This window comes from Rhodococcus sp. KBS0724, from assembly GCF_005938745.2.
Lineage (GTDB): Bacteria > Actinomycetota > Actinomycetes > Mycobacteriales > Mycobacteriaceae > Rhodococcus_F.
On record NZ_VCBX02000001.1, the window covers coordinates 688,964 to 709,610 of the forward strand.

At 61.4% G+C, this 20,647-nt stretch carries 19 protein-coding genes and 1 riboswitch; of the genes, 7 read left to right on the forward strand and 12 right to left on the reverse strand.

What is annotated here, in order from left to right:
- The first annotated feature begins 77 nt into the window (after positions 1-77).
- Positions 78-1,925 carry an NAD(P)/FAD-dependent oxidoreductase gene (locus FFI94_RS03175; RefSeq protein WP_138871709.1) on the forward strand — a complete coding sequence of 616 codons (1,848 nt, stop codon included), beginning with the start codon at positions 78-80 and terminating at the stop codon, positions 1,923-1,925.
- A 58-nt stretch (positions 1,926-1,983) separates the two neighbouring features.
- Here FFI94_RS03175 and FFI94_RS03180 read toward each other — a convergent pair whose 3' ends face one another.
- The 3 genes from FFI94_RS03180 to mhuD form a co-directional block, all read right to left on the reverse strand.
- The gene (locus FFI94_RS03180; RefSeq protein WP_138871710.1) at positions 1,984-2,766 is read right to left on the reverse strand and encodes a CbtA family protein; all 783 of its coding nucleotides are present in this window, start codon (positions 2,764-2,766) and stop codon (positions 1,984-1,986) included.
- The gene (locus tag FFI94_RS03185) at positions 2,757-2,951 is read right to left on the reverse strand and encodes a CbtB domain-containing protein (RefSeq protein ID WP_138871711.1); all 195 of its coding nucleotides are present in this window, start codon (positions 2,949-2,951) and stop codon (positions 2,757-2,759) included. Before FFI94_RS03185 ends, FFI94_RS03180 begins: the two co-directional genes overlap by 10 nt.
- A gap of 31 nt (positions 2,952-2,982) precedes the next feature.
- Positions 2,983-3,119, reverse strand: a riboswitch (cobalamin riboswitch).
- Between the two features lie 53 nt (positions 3,120-3,172).
- Positions 3,173-3,481, reverse strand: coding sequence for a mycobilin-forming heme oxygenase MhuD (gene mhuD / locus FFI94_RS03190; RefSeq protein WP_138871712.1), 309 nt, complete (start codon positions 3,479-3,481; stop codon positions 3,173-3,175).
- A gap of 44 nt (positions 3,482-3,525) precedes the next feature.
- Here mhuD and FFI94_RS03195 point away from each other — a divergent pair, with 44 nt between their 5' ends.
- Positions 3,526-4,263 carry an alpha/beta fold hydrolase gene (locus tag FFI94_RS03195; protein WP_138871713.1) on the forward strand — a complete coding sequence of 246 codons (738 nt, stop codon included), beginning with the start codon at positions 3,526-3,528 and terminating at the stop codon, positions 4,261-4,263.
- On the opposite strand, the gene FFI94_RS03200 is transcribed toward FFI94_RS03195, so the two are convergent.
- The 7 genes from FFI94_RS03200 to FFI94_RS03230 form a co-directional block, all read right to left on the reverse strand.
- Positions 4,254-4,670, reverse strand: coding sequence for an HIT family protein (locus tag FFI94_RS03200; protein WP_138871714.1), 417 nt, complete (start codon positions 4,668-4,670; stop codon positions 4,254-4,256). The genes FFI94_RS03195 and FFI94_RS03200 overlap by 10 nt on opposite strands.
- 55 nt (positions 4,671-4,725) lie before the next feature.
- Positions 4,726-7,332: a LuxR C-terminal-related transcriptional regulator gene (locus tag FFI94_RS03205; protein WP_138871715.1), complete on the reverse strand. Its 2,607-nt coding sequence runs from the start codon at positions 7,330-7,332 to the stop codon at positions 4,726-4,728.
- 285 nt (positions 7,333-7,617) lie between these two features.
- Positions 7,618-8,499 (reverse strand): A/G-specific adenine glycosylase, encoded by an 882-nt coding sequence (locus FFI94_RS03210; protein WP_138873578.1) that lies wholly within the window; start codon positions 8,497-8,499, stop codon positions 7,618-7,620.
- A gap of 189 nt (positions 8,500-8,688) precedes the next feature.
- Entirely contained in the window at positions 8,689-10,047 is a 1,359-nt protein-coding gene (locus tag FFI94_RS03215) for an MFS transporter (RefSeq protein WP_138871716.1), read from the reverse strand.
- 25 nt (positions 10,048-10,072) lie between these two features.
- Positions 10,073-11,299, reverse strand: a complete 1,227-nt coding sequence (locus FFI94_RS03220) for an acyl-CoA dehydrogenase family protein (RefSeq protein WP_138871717.1) — start codon at positions 11,297-11,299, stop codon at positions 10,073-10,075.
- A 39-nt stretch (positions 11,300-11,338) separates the two neighbouring features.
- Positions 11,339-12,415: a phosphotransferase family protein gene (locus tag FFI94_RS03225; RefSeq protein WP_138871718.1), complete on the reverse strand. Its 1,077-nt coding sequence runs from the start codon at positions 12,413-12,415 to the stop codon at positions 11,339-11,341.
- A 259-nt stretch (positions 12,416-12,674) separates the two neighbouring features.
- Positions 12,675-13,262, reverse strand: a complete 588-nt coding sequence (locus FFI94_RS03230; protein ID WP_138871719.1) for a TetR/AcrR family transcriptional regulator — start codon at positions 13,260-13,262, stop codon at positions 12,675-12,677.
- Between the two features lie 156 nt (positions 13,263-13,418).
- Here FFI94_RS03230 and FFI94_RS03235 point away from each other — a divergent pair, with 156 nt between their 5' ends.
- Positions 13,419-14,285: a crotonase/enoyl-CoA hydratase family protein gene (locus FFI94_RS03235; protein WP_138871720.1), complete on the forward strand. Its 867-nt coding sequence runs from the start codon at positions 13,419-13,421 to the stop codon at positions 14,283-14,285.
- Positions 14,286-14,341: 56 nt separating this feature from the next.
- Here FFI94_RS03235 and FFI94_RS03240 read toward each other — a convergent pair whose 3' ends face one another.
- Positions 14,342-15,148, reverse strand: a complete 807-nt coding sequence (locus FFI94_RS03240) for a crotonase/enoyl-CoA hydratase family protein (protein WP_138871721.1) — start codon at positions 15,146-15,148, stop codon at positions 14,342-14,344.
- A 104-nt stretch (positions 15,149-15,252) separates the two neighbouring features.
- On the opposite strand from FFI94_RS03240, the gene FFI94_RS03245 reads away from it, so the two are divergent.
- Genes FFI94_RS03245 through FFI94_RS03255 form a run of 3 tightly spaced genes read left to right on the forward strand, consistent with a single transcriptional unit; the run spans position 15,253 to position 18,920 of the window.
- Positions 15,253-16,221 (forward strand): NADPH:quinone oxidoreductase family protein, encoded by a 969-nt coding sequence (locus FFI94_RS03245; protein WP_138871722.1) that lies wholly within the window; start codon positions 15,253-15,255, stop codon positions 16,219-16,221.
- A gap of 45 nt (positions 16,222-16,266) precedes the next feature.
- A complete protein-coding gene (locus tag FFI94_RS03250; RefSeq protein WP_138871723.1) occupies positions 16,267-17,829 on the forward strand; it encodes an acyl-CoA synthetase in 1,563 nt (520 codons plus the stop codon).
- Positions 17,826-18,920, forward strand: a complete 1,095-nt coding sequence (locus tag FFI94_RS03255; RefSeq protein WP_138871724.1) for a CaiB/BaiF CoA-transferase family protein — start codon at positions 17,826-17,828, stop codon at positions 18,918-18,920. Before FFI94_RS03250 ends, FFI94_RS03255 begins: the two co-directional genes overlap by 4 nt.
- A 19-nt stretch (positions 18,921-18,939) precedes the next feature.
- Here the strand turns inward: FFI94_RS03255 and FFI94_RS03260 are convergent, their stop codons facing one another.
- Positions 18,940-19,746: an enoyl-CoA hydratase/isomerase family protein gene (locus tag FFI94_RS03260; RefSeq protein WP_138871725.1), complete on the reverse strand. Its 807-nt coding sequence runs from the start codon at positions 19,744-19,746 to the stop codon at positions 18,940-18,942.
- 106 nt (positions 19,747-19,852) lie between these two features.
- Here FFI94_RS03260 and FFI94_RS03265 point away from each other — a divergent pair, with 106 nt between their 5' ends.
- A complete protein-coding gene (locus tag FFI94_RS03265) occupies positions 19,853-20,632 on the forward strand; it encodes an enoyl-CoA hydratase (protein WP_138871726.1) in 780 nt (259 codons plus the stop codon).
- Positions 20,633-20,647: the final 15 nt, after the last annotated feature.

Genomic DNA, 20,647 nt, shown 5'->3' on the forward strand with positions numbered 1-20,647 from the left:
GCAACTGGTTGCAACGCTTGTGACCAGGACCACTGATGCGATGTGCTGTGTATCACATTCCGAAAGAAGGAGAAGTGATGACGCAAACCATCGATTCCGCAGTTGCAGCCCCGGAAAGCGCGACGGCTGTAACACCCCAGGAGCGCGTCGACGCCTGGCTGGCGGATTTCGAGTCGGCACTCGCGGCTCGTGACATCGAGCGTGTTGCAGGCAAATTCGCCCTCGACAGTTTCTGGCGAGACCTGGTGTCGTTCACCTGGAACATCAAGACCGTCGAAGGCCGCGAGCAGATTGCCGACATGCTTTCCGAGCGTCTCGACGACACCGATCCTTCAGGATTCCGGACGACCGAGACACCGGACGAAGCTGACGGCGTCACTTCGGCCTGGATCGAATTCGAGACGGCAACCGGTCGCGCGCACGGGCACCTTCGTCTCAAGGACGAGCTCGGCCAGCCTGTCGCCTGGACCCTGCTGACGTCGCTGCAGGAATTGAAGGGGCACGAGGAAGGTAAGGGCACTCGCCGGCCGCGCGGAGCAAAGCACGGGGCAGATCCGAACCGCGTCACGTGGGCCGAGCAGAAGGAGATCGAGGACCGCGAACTCGGTTACACCACGCAGCCTTACGTCGTGATCGTCGGCGGCGGCCAGGGCGGAATCGCGCTCGGTGCCCGGATGCGGCAGCTCGGTGTTCCGGCCATCGTGATCGACAGCCACGAGCGGCCGGGCGACCAGTGGCGCGGACGCTACAAGTCCCTGTGCCTGCACGATCCGGTCTGGTACGACCACCTGCCCTACATGCCGTTCCCCGACAACTGGCCGGTGTTTGCGCCGAAGGACAAGATCGGCGACTGGCTCGAGATGTACACCAAGGTCATGGAAGTTCCGTACTGGAGTTCTACGACCTGCACCTCCGCGTCATTCGACGAGAAGACCCAGGAATGGACCGTCGAGGTCAACCGCAACGGCGAGAAGCTGACCTTGCGTCCTAAGCAGTTGGTTATGGCGACCGGTATGTCCGGCAAGGCAAACGTTCCGACGTTCCCTGGCCAGGACAAGTTCCTCGGCGATCAGCACCACTCCAGCAAGCATCCGGGGCCGGATCAGTACATCGGTAAGAAGGTTGTGGTCATCGGGGCCAACAATTCCTCGCACGATATCTGCGGTGCTCTGTGGGAGAACGGCATCGACGTCACGATGGTGCAGCGCAGCTCGACGCACATCGTGAAGTCGGATTCGTTGATGGATCTGGGCTTGGGCGATCTGTATTCGGAACGCGCCCTCGCAGCCGGCATGACGACGCACAAGGCGGACCTCACGTTCGGTTCGCTGCCGTACCGGATCATGCACGAGTTCCAGATCCCGGTGTACGACGCAATCCGCGAGCGTGACAAGGACTTCTACGATCGCCTCGAGAAGGCCGGCTTCGAGCACGACTGGGGCGACGACGGTTCGGGCCTGTTCATGAAGTACCTACGACGTGGCTCGGGTTACTACATCGACGTCGGCGCTGCAGAACTGGTTGCCAACGGAGACATCAAGCTCGCGCACGGCAATATTCGTGAGCTGACCGAGAACAGTGTCATTCTCGAAGACGGAACCGAACTGCCGGCCGACGTGGTGGTTTACGCAACCGGCTACGGCTCGATGAACGGTTGGGTGGCCGATCTGATCGGTCAGGACACTGCCGACAAGGTCGGAAAGGTGTGGGGCCTCGGCTCGAACACGACCAAGGATCCGGGACCGTGGGAGGGCGAGCAGCGCAACATGTGGAAGCCGACGCAGCAGGAAGCGCTCTGGTTCCACGGCGGCAATCTGCATCAGTCGCGCCACTACTCGCTGTATCTCGCGCTGCAGTTGAAGGCTCGCTACGAGGGTATTCCGACGCCGGTGTACGGGCTGCAGGAAGTGCATCATCTGAGCTGAAAACGACTGCTATGCGCCTTTGTTAACCGCCCGCGGTTAACAAAGGCGCACAGCAGGTTCAGCGAAGGGCGAACTTTTTCGCGACTTCGGCATCCTTGGTCGCGCGCTCGGTGAGGAAGGCAAACGCCAATCCGAGTACAAGCCACAAGGTTGCCTGTGTAGCGAGGGACGAGAGACGGAATTCCCACAACAGAGTCGCTGGGAAATCGTCGCCGACTTCGTTGATCGTGGGCAGCGAGACATAGCCGATCACGACGATCACGAGGAACGCGGCGACCGGAGCGGCGACGCGCACACTGAGGTAGACGCGCACACTGAGGTACTCGTGGGCAGATACAGCTTTTGCCGCGGCAGCGGCGGCGGTGACGGCCAGCAGTCCGAGGATCACGGTCGCGAGCCACAGCAAGGTTCGCTGGTTGATCGTGTCGGGATCGCCGACGGCCGGTGGATTGGCCGGGTACTTGAAGAACGGCACCGCCTCGATGGCGAGCCAGCCTCCCAGTGCAATGGCCATCGCCAACAGCGGCCCGGACATCGCGGTGATCCGCCTCGCGTAGTTGGCGACCACAGCGAAGATGGCGCCGAGGGCCAAGCCCGCGAGCGACGTCGCGAGGAAGAGTCCAGCGCGTTGACCGTCACGACTGACGAGTGGGGCTTCTTCGTCACCGTGGGAGTGTCCGGCAGTTTCGCCGGCGGCACTGTTGGCTTCTTCGATCGCGATGGCAGCGTTGACGTGCGGTTCACCCAACACAAATGCCACTCCGCCGGCAAGGATGCCCGCGATCAAACCAGCCAACAAGCCACGAATCAGAAGCTTCGTGAAATTGTCGACTAGTGGCACGGGAGGCCCATCAAGTGGCGTCCGTCGTGCATCAGCTCATGCATGTACATGCCAGTGCGTGAGATTGCGCCCTGGTCGAATCCGACCAGGTAGAGAGCCAGCATCGCGAACAGCACAACAGCTGCGGCGAAGAAGGCGAGACGAGTCGAATCGATCGACGAGTCGGGAGAGTAGGCCAGTGCCATCGAAGCCTCCTGGGATTTTCGCGTCCCCTAGGTCAAATGCGATGGCCGAAGTGTCTGGCTGTCGAGGTGGGTTCACCTCGAATTACAGTGGCGCGACCGCTCCGGGCTTTCACCGGATTCCTGTCGACCATCGCGTGTACAGAGCGCACTTTAGCAGTGAACACACGAAAATCGTGAAGGATTTTGTTCGCGCACCGAACAGAATCCTTCACGATCGCGGGTCAACTCTTGGCGGGAACGTCCAGAACTACCTCGAACTCGAGCAGCGACGCACCCGAGGCGACGGGCTTGGCGCGCTCACCCGAGTGCGCTGCGCGGGCCGGGCCGTCACGCCAGTCGGCGAACGCCTCCTCGGTTTCCCACTGCGTGACCACGAAGTAGCGGTTCTCGCCGGCTGTGGGGCGCAGGAGCTGGAATCCGAGGAATCCGGGAGAGTTCTCCACGGCATGAGCGCGTGCTGCGAAGCGCTTTTCCAGTTCGGGGCCGGCGCCCTCGGGGATTTCGATTGCATTGATCTTCACGACTGCCATGTAACCGACATTACCGCGCCGCTCCACCGCGTACGGTGACATTCGTGTTGCATGACGAAGGTGGTAGCGGCCAGCCGATTCTGCTGTTGCACGGCCTCATGGGTAGTGCCAGGACGTGGCGTCGGCATGTGCCCTGGCTTCGGGAGTTCGGCCATGTCTACACGTTCGACGCGGCCGGTCACGGACGTCCGGCGCCCGCAGAATTGACGACCGAGGCATTTGTCGAGGACCTTGCGTCGGCTGTGGCAGGGATCGACGCGCCGATGATTGTGATCGGTCACTCGATGGGTGCCCTGCACGCGTGGTGTTTTGCCGCCGCACATCCGGACCGAGTGCGCGCGTTGGTTCTCGAGGACATGGCACCGGATTTTCGCGGGCGCACTGCGGAGAACTGGGCTCAGATGGTGTCGTCGTGGCCGCAACCGTTCGCCACCGAGGACGCCGTGAAGGAGTTTTTCGGTCCGGTTGCGGGACAATACTTTCTGGATTCCTTCGACCGCCGCGACGACGGGTGGTACCTGCACGGCGACGTGTCGACCTTCCGCGATATCTCGGAAGAATGGGGCACACGGCATTTCTGGGATCAGTGGGGAGCAATCAAGGTGCCCGCCCTGCTCATCGAGGGTGAGTTCACAATTACCCCGCAAGGCCAGATGTGCGACATGGCAGAGCGTCCGGGGACCCGGTATGTGCGTATTGCCGACGCCGGACACCTTGTTCACGACGATCAGCCAGAGCGGTACCGCGACGAAGTGACTGCGTTCCTCGTTGATCAGAGTTGACTTCGGATCGACGCCCCCACTTCCTCGAGTTCGACGGCCCGCCTCGCCAGGAGTCCGGCCGCGAACTTGGCTTTGTCCCCGCTGTGCCGCGGCACGACGTGCAGATGTGAGTGAAAGACGGTCTGCCCGGCGGCGCGGCCGTCGTTGACCAGAATGTTGACGCCGTCTGCGGCGATGTCGCACCGCCGCAGCGCGCCGGCGATGAGTGTGCCAACCCGGAACATCTCTGCGCCCTCGTGGTTTTCGAGTCCCCCTAAGTCGGTGGCGTGGCGTTTCGGCACGACCAGGGTGTGTCCGCGGCTGACCGGGCGCGCGTCGAGAAAGGCGAGCACGGTTTCGGTTTCGAAGACACGAATTGCGGGCTCGTCAGCCGAGATGATGTTGCAGAAGACGCAGGTATGGCTCATGACTACAGAATGTATCGCCTCGCTGGATCGAAGCGGACGGATCCAAGCAGGCGGATCAGAGTAGACGTAGCTCCCGTGCACGCGCGAGTGCTTCGCGTCGATTGTGGACCTCGAGTTTTCTGTACAGCGTGCGTACCTGCGTTTTGACCGTGTTGACGGAGATGAAGAGTGCGTGTGCCATCTCGGTCACACTGGCGTTGGATGCGATCAGATCAAGAACCTGTCTTTCTCGCTCGGTCAGGGTGACCAGGTTCAATTCGTTCGGAAACGTCTCGCCTGGAGCAAGTTTCAGGAATCGCGCGAGCGCGCTCGATCCGGTGCCCGCGAGGGATTCGAGATGTTCGACATCGCGCAGCGAGATGGTCGAGAACGATCGCAGATTTCCGGTCTGGTCGGCGATGCTGCACGCATTGGACCAGGCTTCGGCGGCGCGGCGCGGCTCGTCCCCCCGAGAATGCGCGACGGCTTGAATCAGGAGGGCTTCCATCTGTGGACGTGGGTACGACTGTGCCGCCCAATCGAATTGGTGGCACAGTGCGATAGCGGATTCGTTCTGACCAGCCCGCTGATACAGGCGAGCGACGGAAACCAGTGTCCAGGGGTTGGCGGCTGGTTCGGTGATATCCGAGGACAGCGCCATTGCCAAGTTTCCGTCCCCGAGTGCGAGGGCGAGATCGATTTTTGTGGAGCGCAACAACGGTAGCGCAAACGAACCAGGTTTCAACTTTGTGGGGTTGTCGGAAATTGCCGTGCGCAGCAATGCGATAGCCGTTGCTTCTTCCCGGCAGGCGAGTGCGTACTGGCAGTGCGTGTAGAGAACAAACGCCCACAGTTCCTCGGTGGCGTTGGGTTCTCCGAGGGCTGCGACGGCCTCATGTGCGTCGTCGAGGTCGAGGGTGCAGAGTGCAGTCAACGCGCGGGCGATCAGGCCTGGCGTTCGCACCATCGAGTGGAGCCACCCAAATGTATTCGGGTGCTTGCGCTCGAGCCGGGACCATCCCTCGGACAGAGTAGGTTCCCCGACGATCGCCCAGTTCATTGCCACACCTCCCGCTGCGTTGCGGGCGATGAAGTCGATGCCCTGTGATTCACCGCCCCAGTACGCCATGCGCATCTCGGTGGTGGATTCTGCGAACTGTCCGCTCAGTTGAAACGTGATTCCCCATTGCACACGCATCACCGGAAGTTGCGGGCTGACGTCGTCGGGGTTGATCTCGAGAGCGCGTCGGCTGATCTGGGCCAGGCGACGGGTCGTCTCGGCTGCCGGGCCGTAGTTTCCGGCGACGCGCAACATGATCGAGTGAACGCAGCCGACATTGAGCACGTCTCGTGCGTCCCGGCTTGCTCCGATCACTCGAAGTTCTTCGGCAGAGCGGGGCAGTGAGGTGATGGGCTTGGGGTTCTCGCCCGGATGCATTGTGAACAGATCACGCCCGGCCAATGCGACCGAACTCTTCTTCGCCGCTGCGGCCGGGATCTGTTGCAATGAGCGTCGTACGGTGTCGAAACTTTCGGAAAGCATTGCAATCCAATGATTTTCGATAATGCTGATGGCAAGGTCCCAATCGCAACCCTCGGTAGCGTACTTCAACGCCGACGCGTGGTGGCCGGAATCGAGCCGAAAGTGCGCCAGTGATGACAATTGCCGTGTCGAATCAAGTCCGAGCTGTGGCTGAGTTGCCATCAGTGACAAGCGAACTGCCGATGGGAGTTCCCAGGTTCCGTCGGTTCCGGTCTCGGTGCGCGAGAGTATCCCGGCCGACTCCAATGCCAGTAGGCGTTCACGAATTCGATCGTGGGGTTCGCGCGGTGTGAAAAGGTGCGCTGCCGTGCTCACATCAATGGTTCGTGCAGTCGAGCAGGAGACGAGGAAGTCGCGGTGGTCGGCGATGTCCGTGTTGTCGAGGATCGCGCGCCGGGTGTAGTCGTCGATCGCGATTTGCAGGTTCCGTTCGAGGAGTTGCTCTCGATCATTCTGTGCGGGAAGCGCTTTGACGACCTTGATTGCGGAGCGTACGAGAGCGGGTAGGCCCCCGGTCATAGTGGTGATCTTGTGGGCGTCGCCGGGAAAAGGGTTCGCCGCGGAGAGCGTCAGAAGGTTGGCGGTGTCGACCGAACTGAAGAGTAGGTCCTCGGCGCGGATCAATTCGTGATCTATTTCGAGGAAGTAGGGTTCGGCGAACAGGGAGAGTCCCGACAACGTCACGACAATGTCCAACTGGTGGCAGCGGGTCACCAGTTCGACAAGTTGTTCTTCGAGGTTGGGGTTCGAAATGAGATCCGGCCGAATCAATACCAGGAGAACTGGATTGGTGGCGGCGGAGAATGCCTCGACAAGGTCGGCGAACGGATCGCCGGACACGCCTGGGGCAACAATGCCGGACTTCGTGCACTGATGGAGGATGGTGTTGAGGTATTCCGCGGCGCTCGAACTGCGCTGGGGCGGGGGTACCCACACGAGGTCGTGGTCCGAGGTGTCGGAAGCGTCGCGCCAGGATGTCAGGAGATCGGATTTACCGTATCCGCGCGGGGCGCGCACGATTGTCAGTGGGGTTCGGCGATCCAACTTCGCAAAGAGTGCTTGGCGGGGGAGCGATGTGGTGATGGCAGAGTGATCGCCGCCGTCGACAATGACAATTGAGTCCCCCTCCCGCCCCAACATCCGTGTGTCTCAATCCCCGCTGTGTTCGTACTTGCAATCTTCGGACCGACAGGCACGGGAAGATTGGGCAGAATGTCCAATTCTCCGCGCGCTTCCGAAATAGTAACTGGTGCGGAGCATTGATGCCCGAATTAGGGCAATTCGGACAGAACTACCGTTGGAGGATGCGAACAGCACACCGATAATTCGGCCTCGACATGGGATTTTGTGCGAGAGTGGGAGGACGTAGGACCATAGCTCGAGATTCGCCGGCACTGTCGCTGCGAGTGAGCGTCCAGCCTGCCGTCAGCGGTTGCCCTCGCCGGCCAGCGCAAAGAGGCCGTCGTCGGTTTGTTCCACCAACCCGTCGACCAGCAGTGAATGCAGTGCGCGGTCGCGTTGACCTGGGTCGGTGAGCCAGACGATATCGAGCCGCGCACGTTCGACGGGGTGGTGACTGTCTCGGAGTACGGCCATCAACTTGCCGCGGACCTGGCGATCAGTGCCGGCGAATTTCTGCACCTTCTTCGGCGGACCGGTATGCGCAGGCTTTCCGGAGGTGACCCAAGCACAGTTGGGCAACGGGCAGCTGTCGCAGTTGGGCGTACGCGCTGTGCAGATCACAGCGCCGAGTTCCATGAGCGCAGCACTGTAGGTTGCCGCACGGGCGCGCGTTCGGGGCAACAGTGCGGCGACGTCCGCAAGATCGCGCGTGTTGGACGGATTGCCCGGCTCTGCGTTTCCGTGCACGGCGCGAGCAACAACGCGGCGAACGTTGGTGTCGACGACGGGAACTCGCTGACCGTAGGCAAAGCAGGCCACAGCGCGCGCAGTGTAGGAGCCGATACCCGGCAGCGACAGCAAAGTATCGACGTCGTTCGGGACTACATCGCCGTGTTCGGTAGCAAGGACGCCGGCGCACTCGTGCAGGCGCAGCGCGCGTCGTGGGTAACCGAGCTTGCCCCACGCCCGCAGCACCTCGGCTTGGCTCGACGCCGCCATTGCCGACGGAACCGGCCAGCGCCTGACCCACTCCTCCCAGATCGGGGCAACGCGAACCACTGGCGTCTGCTGGAGCATGATTTCGCTCATCAGGATCTGCCAGGCACTGACCCCGTCGCGTCGCCACGGAAGATCACGGGCCGTATCGGCGTACCACTTCAGCAGCACCGAAGATTCCACTGCCACTTTGACCGACACACTCCTCGAACCTGGATTATCTGGTCGGGACTGTGCGCCGACACTCGACACGACCTTATCGTTACGCTCCGACATCCACGACGCGCACCGGTCACAGAGACAAAGTGGGTGAGCGGTATCAAGAACCGCTCACCCACCTTCAAGCGCGCGAGCGCGAGGCACGCAAGCTGCTGTCGATCAGGACGCGTACTGCGCATCCGTTCGCGTTGCGGTCGACGCGGGCGTTGATGTTCCCGAGTATCGACGAACGATGACGTAGAGGCAGATCAGTCCGATCGCTCCGGCAGCGGCAAGGAATGAACCGACCTTCCAGGCATTGTCCGGATTGCCGTTGATGAGCATCACCATGATCATCGGAGCAAAACCGCCGAGGATGGCGGAGATCTGATAGCCGAGCGACGCTCCCGAGAATCGGATCTCCGGCGGGAACAGTTCTGCGAAGAGTGTTCCCTGAGTGCCGGTTTGGAGCGACATCGCGACGACGCCGATAATCACGGCTACCGCGAACGGCCAGATCGTGTCCGGACTGGAACCGGCGATCATCAGCCACATCGGGATGCCCCACAGCATCATCGCAGCGGTACCGAGACCGAAGACGAGCTTGCGGCCGTACAGATCGGAGAGGTAACCGGCCAGCGGAACCAGAGGAATCTGTATGGCGCAGGCAATCAGGATGTACGTCAGTACCGTTGATCGGGGAATATCCAGATACGTCGTCGCGAACTGTACCGAGCCGGTGATCATCGTGTAGAAGAAGATCACACCGATGGCATTGGCGCCTGCCGCGGCGAGAACCGTGCCCGGGTTCTTCTTGAGGACCTCGAGAATGGGGGACTTGCGGACAACCGGTGATTCTGCGAGCTTCTCGGCAATGGCCTTGAATTCAGGTGTCTCCTCGAGATAGCGGTGAATGAGGAAGGCGACCGGGAGCATCACCAAACTGATCCAGAACGGGATGCGCCAGCCCCAGGCGAGGAACGAATCCGCGGCGAGAGTAGCTGTGAGAATGAGGAATACGATATTTCCGAGTACAACGCCGATCGGAACACCCAGTTGCGCAAAGCTTCCGAACAGTCCGCGGCGGTCGGCCGGGGCGTTCTCGGTTGCCAGCAGCACCGCACCGCCCCACTGCGCGCCAACGGCCAAGCCCTGGCAGATTCGCAGAGTGACCAGAATGGCCGGGGCCAGCCAGATCACATTGGTGTTGGGGACGAAGCCGACCAGTGACGTGGCGATAGCCATCAGGACAACCGCGGCCACCAATACCGGCTTGCGGCCGTAGCGGTCACCGAAATGTCCGGCGAGGACGCCGCCGATGGGACGGGCGATGAAGCCGACTGCGACGGTGGCAAACGAACTCATTGCCGCAACCACCTCGCTGTCGGTGGCGAAGAACGTCGAGTTGAACACGAGTGCCGCAGCAGTCGCGTAGATGAAGAAGTCGTACCACTCCAGCGACGTGGAGATAGCGGCTGCGAAGGACGCGCGCCGAGACCTACCCTTGCGCTGCACCACGGATTCGGTGTTGTTGGTCATCACGATTCACTCTCTGTGGGATCGTTCATTTGGGTTCGTTGAGGACTGGAGTTGCGGCGAATTCGGCGCGAGCGAGTGAGCGACGGTGAACCTCGTCGGGGCCGTCCGCGATCTGCAGGAAGCGTGCCTGCGCGTACAGGACGGGAAGGATGGTGTCCTGCGACAGGCCGGCGCCGCCGAACACCTGAATGGCGTTGTCGATGATGTCCTTGACTGTCAGCGGAACCAGAACCTTGGCTGCTGCAATGTCATGGCGCGCAGCCTTGTTCCCTTCGACGTCCATCCGCCACGCGGCACGCAGAACGAGCAGTCGGGCGGCGTCCAGCTTGATCCTGGAATCCGCAAGGTTGGCCTGCACAACTCCGAGATCGGCGAGTGGGGACCCGAAAGCGACTCTGGTCCTTGCTCGTTCGGTCAGCAATGCGATTGCGCGCTCTGCCATGCCGATCAAACGCATGCAGTGATGAATGCGTCCTGGACCCAAGCGCGCCTGAGCGACTGCAAAACCCCGGCCGCGGGGGCCGAGGAGGTTTTCCTTGGGCATTCGAACACCGTCGAACACAATTTCGCCGTGTCCGCCCTCGTGTCGATCGTCGAAGCCGAGAACCGTTGTGGAACGGACGATGTCAAGGCCTGGGGTGTCCATGGGAACCAATACGATGCTGTGGCGGCTACCGATCGGAGCATCGGGGTCGGTGACGCCCATGACCATGGCAACCTTGCAATCTCCGCGCAGAGCGGCGGTGGACCACCATTTGCGTCCCGTCAGGACCCACTCGTCGCCGTCCTCTGCGATGTCGAGACACACGTTGTTCGCGTCGGAACTTGCGACCTCGGGTTCGGTCATCGAGAAGCACGATCGGAAATCGCCGTTGAGAAGTGGAGTCAGCCACTCGGCTTTCTGTTGCTCGGTGCCGTAGAGATGGAGCAGTTCCATGTTCCCGGTGTCCGGGGGATTGCAGTTGACGGCTTCGGGACCGATCAACGGACTCCACCCCGTCAATTCCGCCAATGGCGCGTATTCGAGGTTACTCAAACCGGCGCCCTCGCGGGCCGGAAGGAAGAGATTCCACAGGCCTGACTCCTTGGCCGTGGCCTTGAGTTCGGCCATGACCGGTGGCGCGCCCCAGTGGCTGGGGTCGGCCGCCAGTTGCCGTGCTGCAACAGCTTCGGCGGGCAGGACGTGCTCTTGCATGAAAGCTGTCAACTTTTGCTGCAGCTCTTTGACTTTCGGGCTGTATTCGAAATCCACGTCGGTGGTTCCAATCTGGGGACGCGTCGCGCAAGAAGGTCAGCGACGCAGTTCGTGAACAGAGGAGGTGCAGGTCAGGTCGAGTGCACGCTGTAGAAGCGGGCCGACCATGTCGGCGACGTCGTCGAATCCTTCGCCGACAGTGTCACCCTGCGCGTGCCTGGCGTTGATGCCTTCGAGGATGACGGCAATCTTGAAGTCGGCGAACACCGTGTACCAGTCGATATCCGGGAGATCGGTGCCTCGACGTTCGGCATATCGTTCGAGTAGCGCAGCGCGGCTGGGGAATCCGTCCAACCGAGCGAGTCCGCGAGTGATCGGGTTGTCGACGGTTCCGGGCTGGTCCCAGAAGCTGAGCATGATGCCGACGTCGGCGAGTGTGTCTCCGAGCGTTGCCATCTCCCAGTCGAGGACGGCAACGATCTTGCCGGGGTCGGAACGGGAGTAGAGAACGTTGTCGAGTTTGACGTCGCCGTGAACGATCCCCGGCAGGCACGTGGTGGGAACGGCCCGGCGAAGCTTGTCGAGGAGTACCGCGACTTCGGGGCGGTCGGTGGTCCGAGAAGCGTCCCATTGCCTCGACCATCTACCCAGTTGTCGCTCGAGGTATCCGTCGGTTCTTCCGAAATCGTTGAGGCCCACTGAATTCGGATCCACCGAGTGGAGGTCTGCGAGGGTATCGGCAAAGGCGAGGCCGGCGCGTTCTCGATCGGCGGGAAGCAATGCGGCGGCAGATTCCGGGGTGCCGATGGAATTGCCGTCGATCAGTTCCATGAGGTAGAACGGCGCGCCGAGTACGTTTTCGTCCTGGCAGAGGAGAACTGCCTCCGGTACCGGAACTGACGTGGACGCGAGAGCATCGATGACGGTGAATTCCCGGACCATGTCGTGAGCGCTCGGTAGAACGTGCCCGAATGGGGGACGGCGTAGTACCCAGGTGTTCGAGCCGTCGTCGACGCGGTAGGTGGGGTTGGATCGCCCACCGCTGATGAGCGAAGCCGCGAGCTGGCCGTCGATCCCATCTTCGAGATGCGTCGACAGGTACGTGGAGAGTGCGTCGAGGTCGAGTCCGGAGACGAGGCGGCCTGCGTCGGAGGTCGATGAGGCAGCGGACATTCGATGCACGCTCCTTCCAGTTGAAACGCAGCCGAACGATCGTTCGGCTGCGGATTATCATCAACTGAACGATTGCCAATTGTCAACCATGGATAAACGCTGCACTTACTGCGAACATGCACACGGGGTGAGGGTGAGGAAACCACTTGCCAAACGATTGTTCGCCTGACAAGATGAGCCTTTCGTGACGCAGGTCTCACAGGTGGCGGAGGTGTGGATTCCGGTGAAACGCGCGCAGAGGCAGGATTGTTCGCGCTGGTCAGGCCGGTTCGACCATCGCGGTGGCCAAAGTGCAGTAGCGATCCGCAAGGTCCTGCGCGCTCAGCGGGCCGTCGGCACGCCACCACACACAGACCTGTTGCCCCATGTTGATAATGGCGCGAACGGCGTCTCGTGGATATTCGGTGCGGAAGGCGCCTTCTTCCACCCCGCGCTCGATGACGTCCCGGAAGATGTTTTCCTGCTCGTCGCGCAGTGCGACAACCAAGCGGTGCCCAGACTCGTCGAGGCTACGCAGTTCGGTTGCTCCGACAAGTGCGTCTTCGCGCCGCGTCGTGTGAAACATGACCCACGCGCGAACCAGTGCTTGCAGTTGGTCTTTCGGCTCTCCACCCGAACGCAGCAGTGCGCCACGCGTCATGCCGTGCGCATCGCGCAGTGCCTGGAGCATTATTTCCTGCAGGATTTCCTGCTTGGATTTGAAGTGGTGGTAGATGGATGCGACTGTCAGATCGGCGCCGGCGGCGATGTCGCGCATGGATGTGCCGTGATAGCCGCGTTCGTTCATGTTTCGGACGGCAGAATCGAGAATGAGCTGCCGGACTGCGGCAGTTTTTGCCACGCTCATTTTTCGATGCCCTCTCGTTCTGCGCGTCTTTCGGTATCCGGACACAGCGTAGTAGCCGAACGATCACGAGGTTCGACGGGCAGCAAATCTGAGCCGTGAACAGTGAAAATTCAAATTTCGTGAGCTTATCGTTCGTTAATAAGAGGAGAATTGCTTGTGCAGCACATATCGCTGACCGTGGACGACGGCATCGCTGTCATCACTCTTGATCGACCGGACAAGCTCAACGCTTTCACCACGATCATGGAAAACGAGCTGATCGAGGCGTTCGACATCACCGACGCGGACGACTCTGTGCGTGCCGTGATTCTGACCGGAGCAGGACGAGCGTTCTGTGCGGGCGCGGATCTGTCCTCCGGGCCGGACACCTTTACCGACTGGAGCGCGGAGCAGAACGGCGTCGAGCAGAACGGCGGCGGCGAACGGCGAGACGGCGGTGGTCGTGTTGTTCTGCGGATGTTCGATTCGCTCAAGCCGATTATCGCGGCGATCAACGGGCCTGCGGTCGGAGTCGGCATCACCATGACTCTCGCTGCGGATTTCCGACTGGCGGCTGACGACGCCCGGATGGGGTTTGTCTTCAATCGACGTGGTCTTGTTCCGGAATCGTGTTCCTCGTGGTTGCTGCCGAAATTGGTCCCGCTGCAGCGGGCTCTCGACTGGATTTACTCCGGACGGATCTTCCCGGCCACCGAGGCGCACGCCGCAGGATTGGTCTATCAGCTCTATCCCGCCGAGGATCTACATGCTGAGGCAATTAGTCTCGCGCGCAGCCTTACTCGACACAGTGCTCCGGTTTCCGTTGCGCTCTCGCGTCAGATCGTCTGGCGGCTGCTTGGCGCCCCACATCCCATGGTCGCCCATCGGATCGAGAGTCTCGGAATCAATTCCAGAGGGGCGCAGGAGGACGTTCGGGAGGGCATCAGCGCCTTTCTCGAAAAGCGCGACGCGAATTTTCCGGATCGGTGCAGCGACGCGATGCCGGACTTGTTCTCGGAGCATCTCCCGCGACCGCAGTGGTGACGGAAATCCTTACCCGCCACCGGAACCGAGGGTTCCGGTGGCGCAAAGGATCCGGCTCAGCGGCCGGTCCACACCGCCGGTCGCTTCTGGGCAAAGGCCAAGGGCCCTTCCTGGGCGTCGGCGCTGGTGAAGACCACCTTCATAGCGTCGGCGTTGGCTGCCCACACATCAGGCTCCCAATCCGATGCCGTTGCGGTGCGATGAATCATCGACTTCGACTCCCGCACCGACAGCGGCGCGTTTGCCGAAATCTGCTCCGCCAGTTCGAGCGCGATGTCCAGGGCCGTTCCGGCCGGTGCCACGCGGTTGACCAGGCCGAGTTCTTTGCCTTGAGCTGCGGTGATCGGTTCACCGGTCAGCGCGATTTCGAGCGCCACCTTCCGCGGGACTTGTTGCTGCAGACGAATCACTCCGCCGGCAGCGGCGAACAGTCCGCGCTTGACTTCGGGGAGTCCGAGTTGCGCGTTCTCGTCGACAACCGCAAGGTCGCTGGCGAGCACCAGTTCGGTGCCGCCGCCCAGAGCAAATCCGTTGACCGCAGCAATGGTCGGCTTGCTGATCCAATGCTGCACGTAGCCGGCGAAACCCCATTCCGGGTGTCCGTCTGCGTCGGTGCTTTCGCCCGCCGACAGAGCTTTGAGGTCTGCGCCGGCGCAGAACGCTCGGCCGGAACCGGTGAGAACGACGACGCGCACGTCGGCGTCGGCCTCGGCCTGTTCGAGCAAGGTGCCGACCGCAGTCGACAGGGCTGCGTTCACCGCGTTCAGTGCTCGTGGTCGATTCAGGGTGATGATCGCAACCTGCCCACGAATCTCGTACAGTGCTGCCGCTTCGGATGTCTCGTGCTCCGGCGTGATTGCCATGGACTGCCTCTCGTCGTAAAGTCTTACCTAGCGCTCGTTAAACTGTTACCACGGGCGCACCTGAGCAGTCAACGAATGCAACCGGTTCACCAGGAGGAGCGCGAATGCACGCAGTCCAGCTAGCCGAGCTGATCGGACCCGAAGGTCTGCGTTTGGTGGATATCGCCGAACCGGCCGACCCGACGCGGGTAACGGTCGATCTGCATGCCGCCGGAGTGTGTTTTCCGGACCTACTTCAAACCACCGGCAGTTATCAGATGGCGCGTGAGTTGCCGTGTGTTCTCGGGCTGGAAGGCGCGGGAGTGGTTCGTAGTGCGCCGGCCGGGTCGGATCTGGCTCCGGGTGATCGTGTCGCCGTGTTGTCCACGGCGGACGGATCCTGGCAGCGTACTGTAGTCGTGCCGCCGTCCTCGGTCTTCCCGCTCCCTGATTCTGTCTCTCTCACAGCGGGATCCGGATTTCTCGTCAACTACCTGACGGTGCATTTTGCACTGGACGAACGAGCTCGGTATCGCACTGGTGAGACGGTGCTGATTCACGGCGCGGCAGGTGGTGTCGGTATTGCCGCACTGCATGTTGCCGCCGCGCTCGGGCTCGAAACCATTGCGGTGGTGAGCACGTCGGAGAAGGCCGCACTGGCTGCCGAGTCGGGAGCATCGCATGTCGTTCTCGTCGACGGCTGGAAGGATCGCGTTCGGGAGATTACGAACGGTCGCGGCGTCGACATCATTCTCGACCCCGTCGGTGGTGAGCGTTTCACGGACAGCTTGCGCAGTCTGGCCCCCAACGGCCGTCTGATCGTCCTGGGTTTCACCGGTGGTGAGATACCGACTGTCAAGGTCAATCGACTTCTGCTGAACAATATTTCGGTGATGGGTGCCGGCTGGGGTGAGTATCTGCGAACCGATTCCGGATACCTTGCACGCCAATGGAATGTGCTTTACCCTTTGCTCGAGTCCGGTGTGCTGAGAGTGCCCGAACCGACTCTGTATCCGTCAGAACGTGCAGTGGATGCTGTGACATCCCTGAAAGACCGCTCTGCTATCGGAAAAGTGGCTCTGTCCTTCGAATGAGCTGGATCCATCTATCTTTCGTGAACGAAACCTTGGAGTGAACCCATGTACCCCGGAGCCTATGCCACAACAACCCCGGACAAAGCTGCTGTCATTGTCGCGGAGACCGGTGCGGTGGTGACGTTTGCGGAGTTGGAAGCGAATTCGATTCGTATCGCGCGTGTTCTGTACGAGTTGGGTTTGCGGCGCGGCGATAATCTGGCGGTGCTCGCGACCAACAATGTTCAGGTTTTCGACATCTACTGGGCTGCGATGCGATCAGGCGTCTATCTCACGATGGTGAACTGGCATTTGACTGCTCCCGAGGGGGCGTACATTGTCGAGGATTGTGACGCGAAGGTGGTCATCGTCGATTCGGCACTGCCGGAATTGGCGGCGGCACTGGCCGATCTCATTCCGGCGGAGGTGATTCGGTTGTCCTTCGGTGGTGAGCTCGACGGGTATGCCTCGCTCGACACGGCGGCGGCGTTGGAGTCCGACGTGCCGTTGCCGGATCAGCCGCGTGGCGCGGACATGCTGTACTCGTCGGGAACCACGGGTAGGCCCAAGGGGATCAAGCCAGTGTTGCCGGACCGGCAGATTCAGGATGCCGGTGATCAGATGACTGTGATGAACCAGAGTGCGTGGGGCGTTACCGACTCCGACGTGTATCTCTCACCTGCTCCGCTGTATCACGCTGCGCCGCTTCGTACTTGTGCGTCGGTGCAGGCGTTGGGTGGAACCGTAGTGGTGATGGATCGGTTCAACGAGGAGAAGGCGCTCGAGTACATCGAGAAATATCGGGTCACCTACAGCCAGTGGGTTCCGACGATGTTCGTTCGCATGCTCAAACTTCCGCAGGAGACGCGGGATCGTTACGATATTTCGTCGTTGCGACTGGCGGTGCATGCTGCGGCGCCGTGTCCGGTTGACGTGAAGCGTCGGATGATCGAGTGGTGGGGCCCGATTCTGGACGAGTACTACTCGTCGACGGAGTTGAACGGTATGACCATCGTTCATTCGGACGAGTGGTTGCGTAAGCCGGGAACGGTGGGCCGGGCAGCCTTGGGTGTTCTGCATATTTGCGGTGAGAACGGTGAGGATCTGCCTGCGGGAGAAGTGGGTACGTTGTACTTCGAACGTGATGTGTTGCCGTTCAATTATCACAATGCCCCCGAAAAGACTCGTGAGGCGCAGCATCGCGCGCATCCGACGTGGACGACGACGGGTGATGTCGGGTACGTCGACGAGGACGGGTATCTGTTTCTGACGGATCGTAAGTCGTTCATGATCATTTCCGGTGGGGTGAACATTTATCCGCAGGAAATCGAGAATGCGTTGATCGAGCATCCGTCGGTGTTGGATGCGGCGGTGATCGGTGTTCCGGACGACGAGATGGGTGAGATCGTGATGGCGGTGGTGGAGCCTGTTCCCGGTGTGGAAGCCGGTGATGCGCTTCGCGACGAACTTCTTGATCATCTGCGTGGGCAGATTGCGAAGTACAAGCTGCCGAAGCGACTTGTATTCAGTACCGATCTTCCGCGGACTCCTACCGGAAAACTTGTCAAAGGCAAACTACGCGACCGTTATTCGGACACGCGCCCTTCGGACGAGGCTGTCACTCGATGAGCGGCCCATTGCATGGGGTGCGTGTACTGGAGTTTGCCGGCCTCGGACCGGGACCGCACGCTGCGATGATGCTGGCGGATCTCGGAGCCGACGTCGTGCGCATCGAACGGCCGTCTGGCGGACTGGAAATCTCGCCGAAGGATCAGGACCAATTGTTGCGCGGTCGCCGCTCGATCGAGGCTGATCTCAAGACCGAGGCCGGGCGCGAACTCGTCAGAGCGCTTGTTGCGAAAACCGATGTGTTGGTAGAAGGTTTCCGTCCCGGCGTCACGGAACGGCTGGGGTTCGGGCCGGCCGACTGCCTGGAGATCAACGACCGCCTGGTGTACGCCCGCATGACAGGGTGGGGTCAGGACGGCCCACTTGCTCAGCGCGCGGGACACGACATCACCTATCTTGCGTTGACCGGTGTCCTCCATACAATCGGGCCGGCCGAGAAGCCCGTGGTCCCGTTGAATCTCGTGGGCGACTTCGGTGGTGGCTCGATGTTCCTGATCCTGGGAATCGTTTCCGCGCTGTACGAGCGCGAGAAGTCGGGTAAAGGCCAGGTGATCGACGCAGCCATCGTCGACGGAACATCGGTACTGGCACAGATGGTCTGGTCGCTGCGCGGCAGCGGGCAGTGGAGTGATTCTCGCGCAACCAATCTGCTGGACGGATCGACTCCGTTCTACGACACGTATCGTTGCTCGGACGACAAGTTCGTTGCTGTCGGTGCACTCGAGCCGCAGTTTTACCGGGAGCTACTGGGCGGTCTGGGATTCGATCCCGAGTCACTGCCAGAACAGATGGATCAGGGCGGCTGGCCGGAACTGCGCGAGCGATTCACGGAAGCATTTCTCACTCGTACCCGTGACGAGTGGGCGACGCTCTTCGAATCGACCGATGCATGCGTTGCACCGGTTTTGAGTCCGGCGGAAGCTGCAACTCATCCGCACCTGGCGCACCGTGGAACTCTGGTCGAAGCCGACGGAATCGTCCAGTCGGCACCGGCGCCGCGATTTTCTCGGACAGTAACGACTCAGCCCGCAGGTGCACCTAAACCCGGTGTGGACACTGCCGCTGTGACGCGGGACTGGCTGGGGTCCTGAAGTCGGATACTCCAGATCGTCAGCGCCGCCGGTAGGTCGGAGTCCGCTTCTCGAGAAATGCTGTGGTTGCCTCTGCCGCATCCTCGGTGAGGGCGGTAATGACCTGCTGGCGGTTCTCGAACTCGATTGTCGCGTGCAGAGTCGGGGTCTCCAGCGCCAGCCACATGCCCTTCTTTGTCATCTCGACCGAGACCGGTGGATTGTTCAGGATCTCACCGGCGATCCGAAGTGCCTCGGCCAGAAGGTTTCCCGAGTCCACGATTTGGGAGATCAGCCCGATGGACCGTGCGTGTGAGGCGTCGAATCGACGACCGGTCAGCATCAGTTCGTGTGCATTGCCTGCGCCGACAATGCGTGGCAGCAGCCAGGAGACTCCGATGTCGCACGCCGAGTACCCGGCGGTGATGAACGAGACCGCAAACACTGCCTCGGGCGCGGCGATTCGGATATCACTCGCGCAGACGAGTGCAAGTCCGCCACCTGCGGCCGGCCCGTTCACCGCGGCGATCACGGGTTGGGGGAGGGAGTTGATTCGTTCGGTCAGGTGAGCGATGTCCTGTTGTCTTCCGAAGGTCGCGAGGGGGCGGCCTTCTTCCGCCTCGCGTTCGGGGTCTCCGTACCCGTTGAGATCCAGCCCGGCACAGAACGCTCGCCCGGCGCCGGTGATGATGACGACGCGGCACGATTTGTCCGACGCGATGTCATCCAGCGCTGCGGTCAAAGCGGCGACAAGGTGGACGTTGAGCGTGTTGAGTCGATCGGGCCGAGTGAGCGTGAGCATGACCACGCCCGGTGTCGGGGTAGTGATGTCGAGTAGGTCGGACATGGTCCACGTCTCCTTGTTACTTATCGTTCGCTAAGATATGAATATCAGTGAATCACCTACTTCGGCAAGGCTCTTCCCACAATGACCGCAATGACAAGGATCTGACATGACCACACCTCGCCCCGATGTCTACTCGACGCTCGAGAACGGCGTGCTCCGCGTTGTGATCAACAGACCTCACCGGATGAATGCGCTGACCACGGAGTCGCTGCGGGATATCGTCGCTGCCTTCGACGATCATGCGCACGGCGGCCCGGTACGTGTGGCAGTGCTCGAAGGGGCTGGCAGGGCGTTCTGCACCGGAGCTGATCTGGCGGATGCGGTGTTGTCCGGCCCGCCATCCGCGGACACCATCGATGCGGCAAACGATGTGGCCCGCGCCATCCGGTCGTTTCCCGCCCCCGTGATCGCGGCGGTGCGAGGTCCCGCTGCAGGAGTGGGTGTTTCACTGGCTTTGGCGTGTGATCTGACTGTTGCTGCGGAGTCGAGCTACTTCTTGCTCGCCTTCACCAAGGTGGGCTTGATGCCTGACGGCGGTGCAACCGCTCTGGTCGCGGCGTCGATCGGTCGTGCCCGGGCCATGCGTATGGCACTTCTTGCAGAAAAGTTGCCCGCACGAGACGCTCTCGACAGCGGCTTGATCTCGCAGGTCTTCCCGGACGACACATTCGACGACGATCTTGCGGTGCTGCTTCAGCGTCTGGGTAGTGGTCCGGGTAAGGCCTTCCAGCAGACGAAGGACGCCATCAACGACGCCACTCTGACGGAACTTGACTCAGCCTTCGAGCGTGAGCGAGCGGGACAGATCTCGCTACTCGCCAGCGCCGATTTCGCCGAAGGTGTTGCGGCGTTCCAAGGTAAGCGTGCAGCCGTGTTCGGCCGGTAGGGCAGTTGAGCTGAG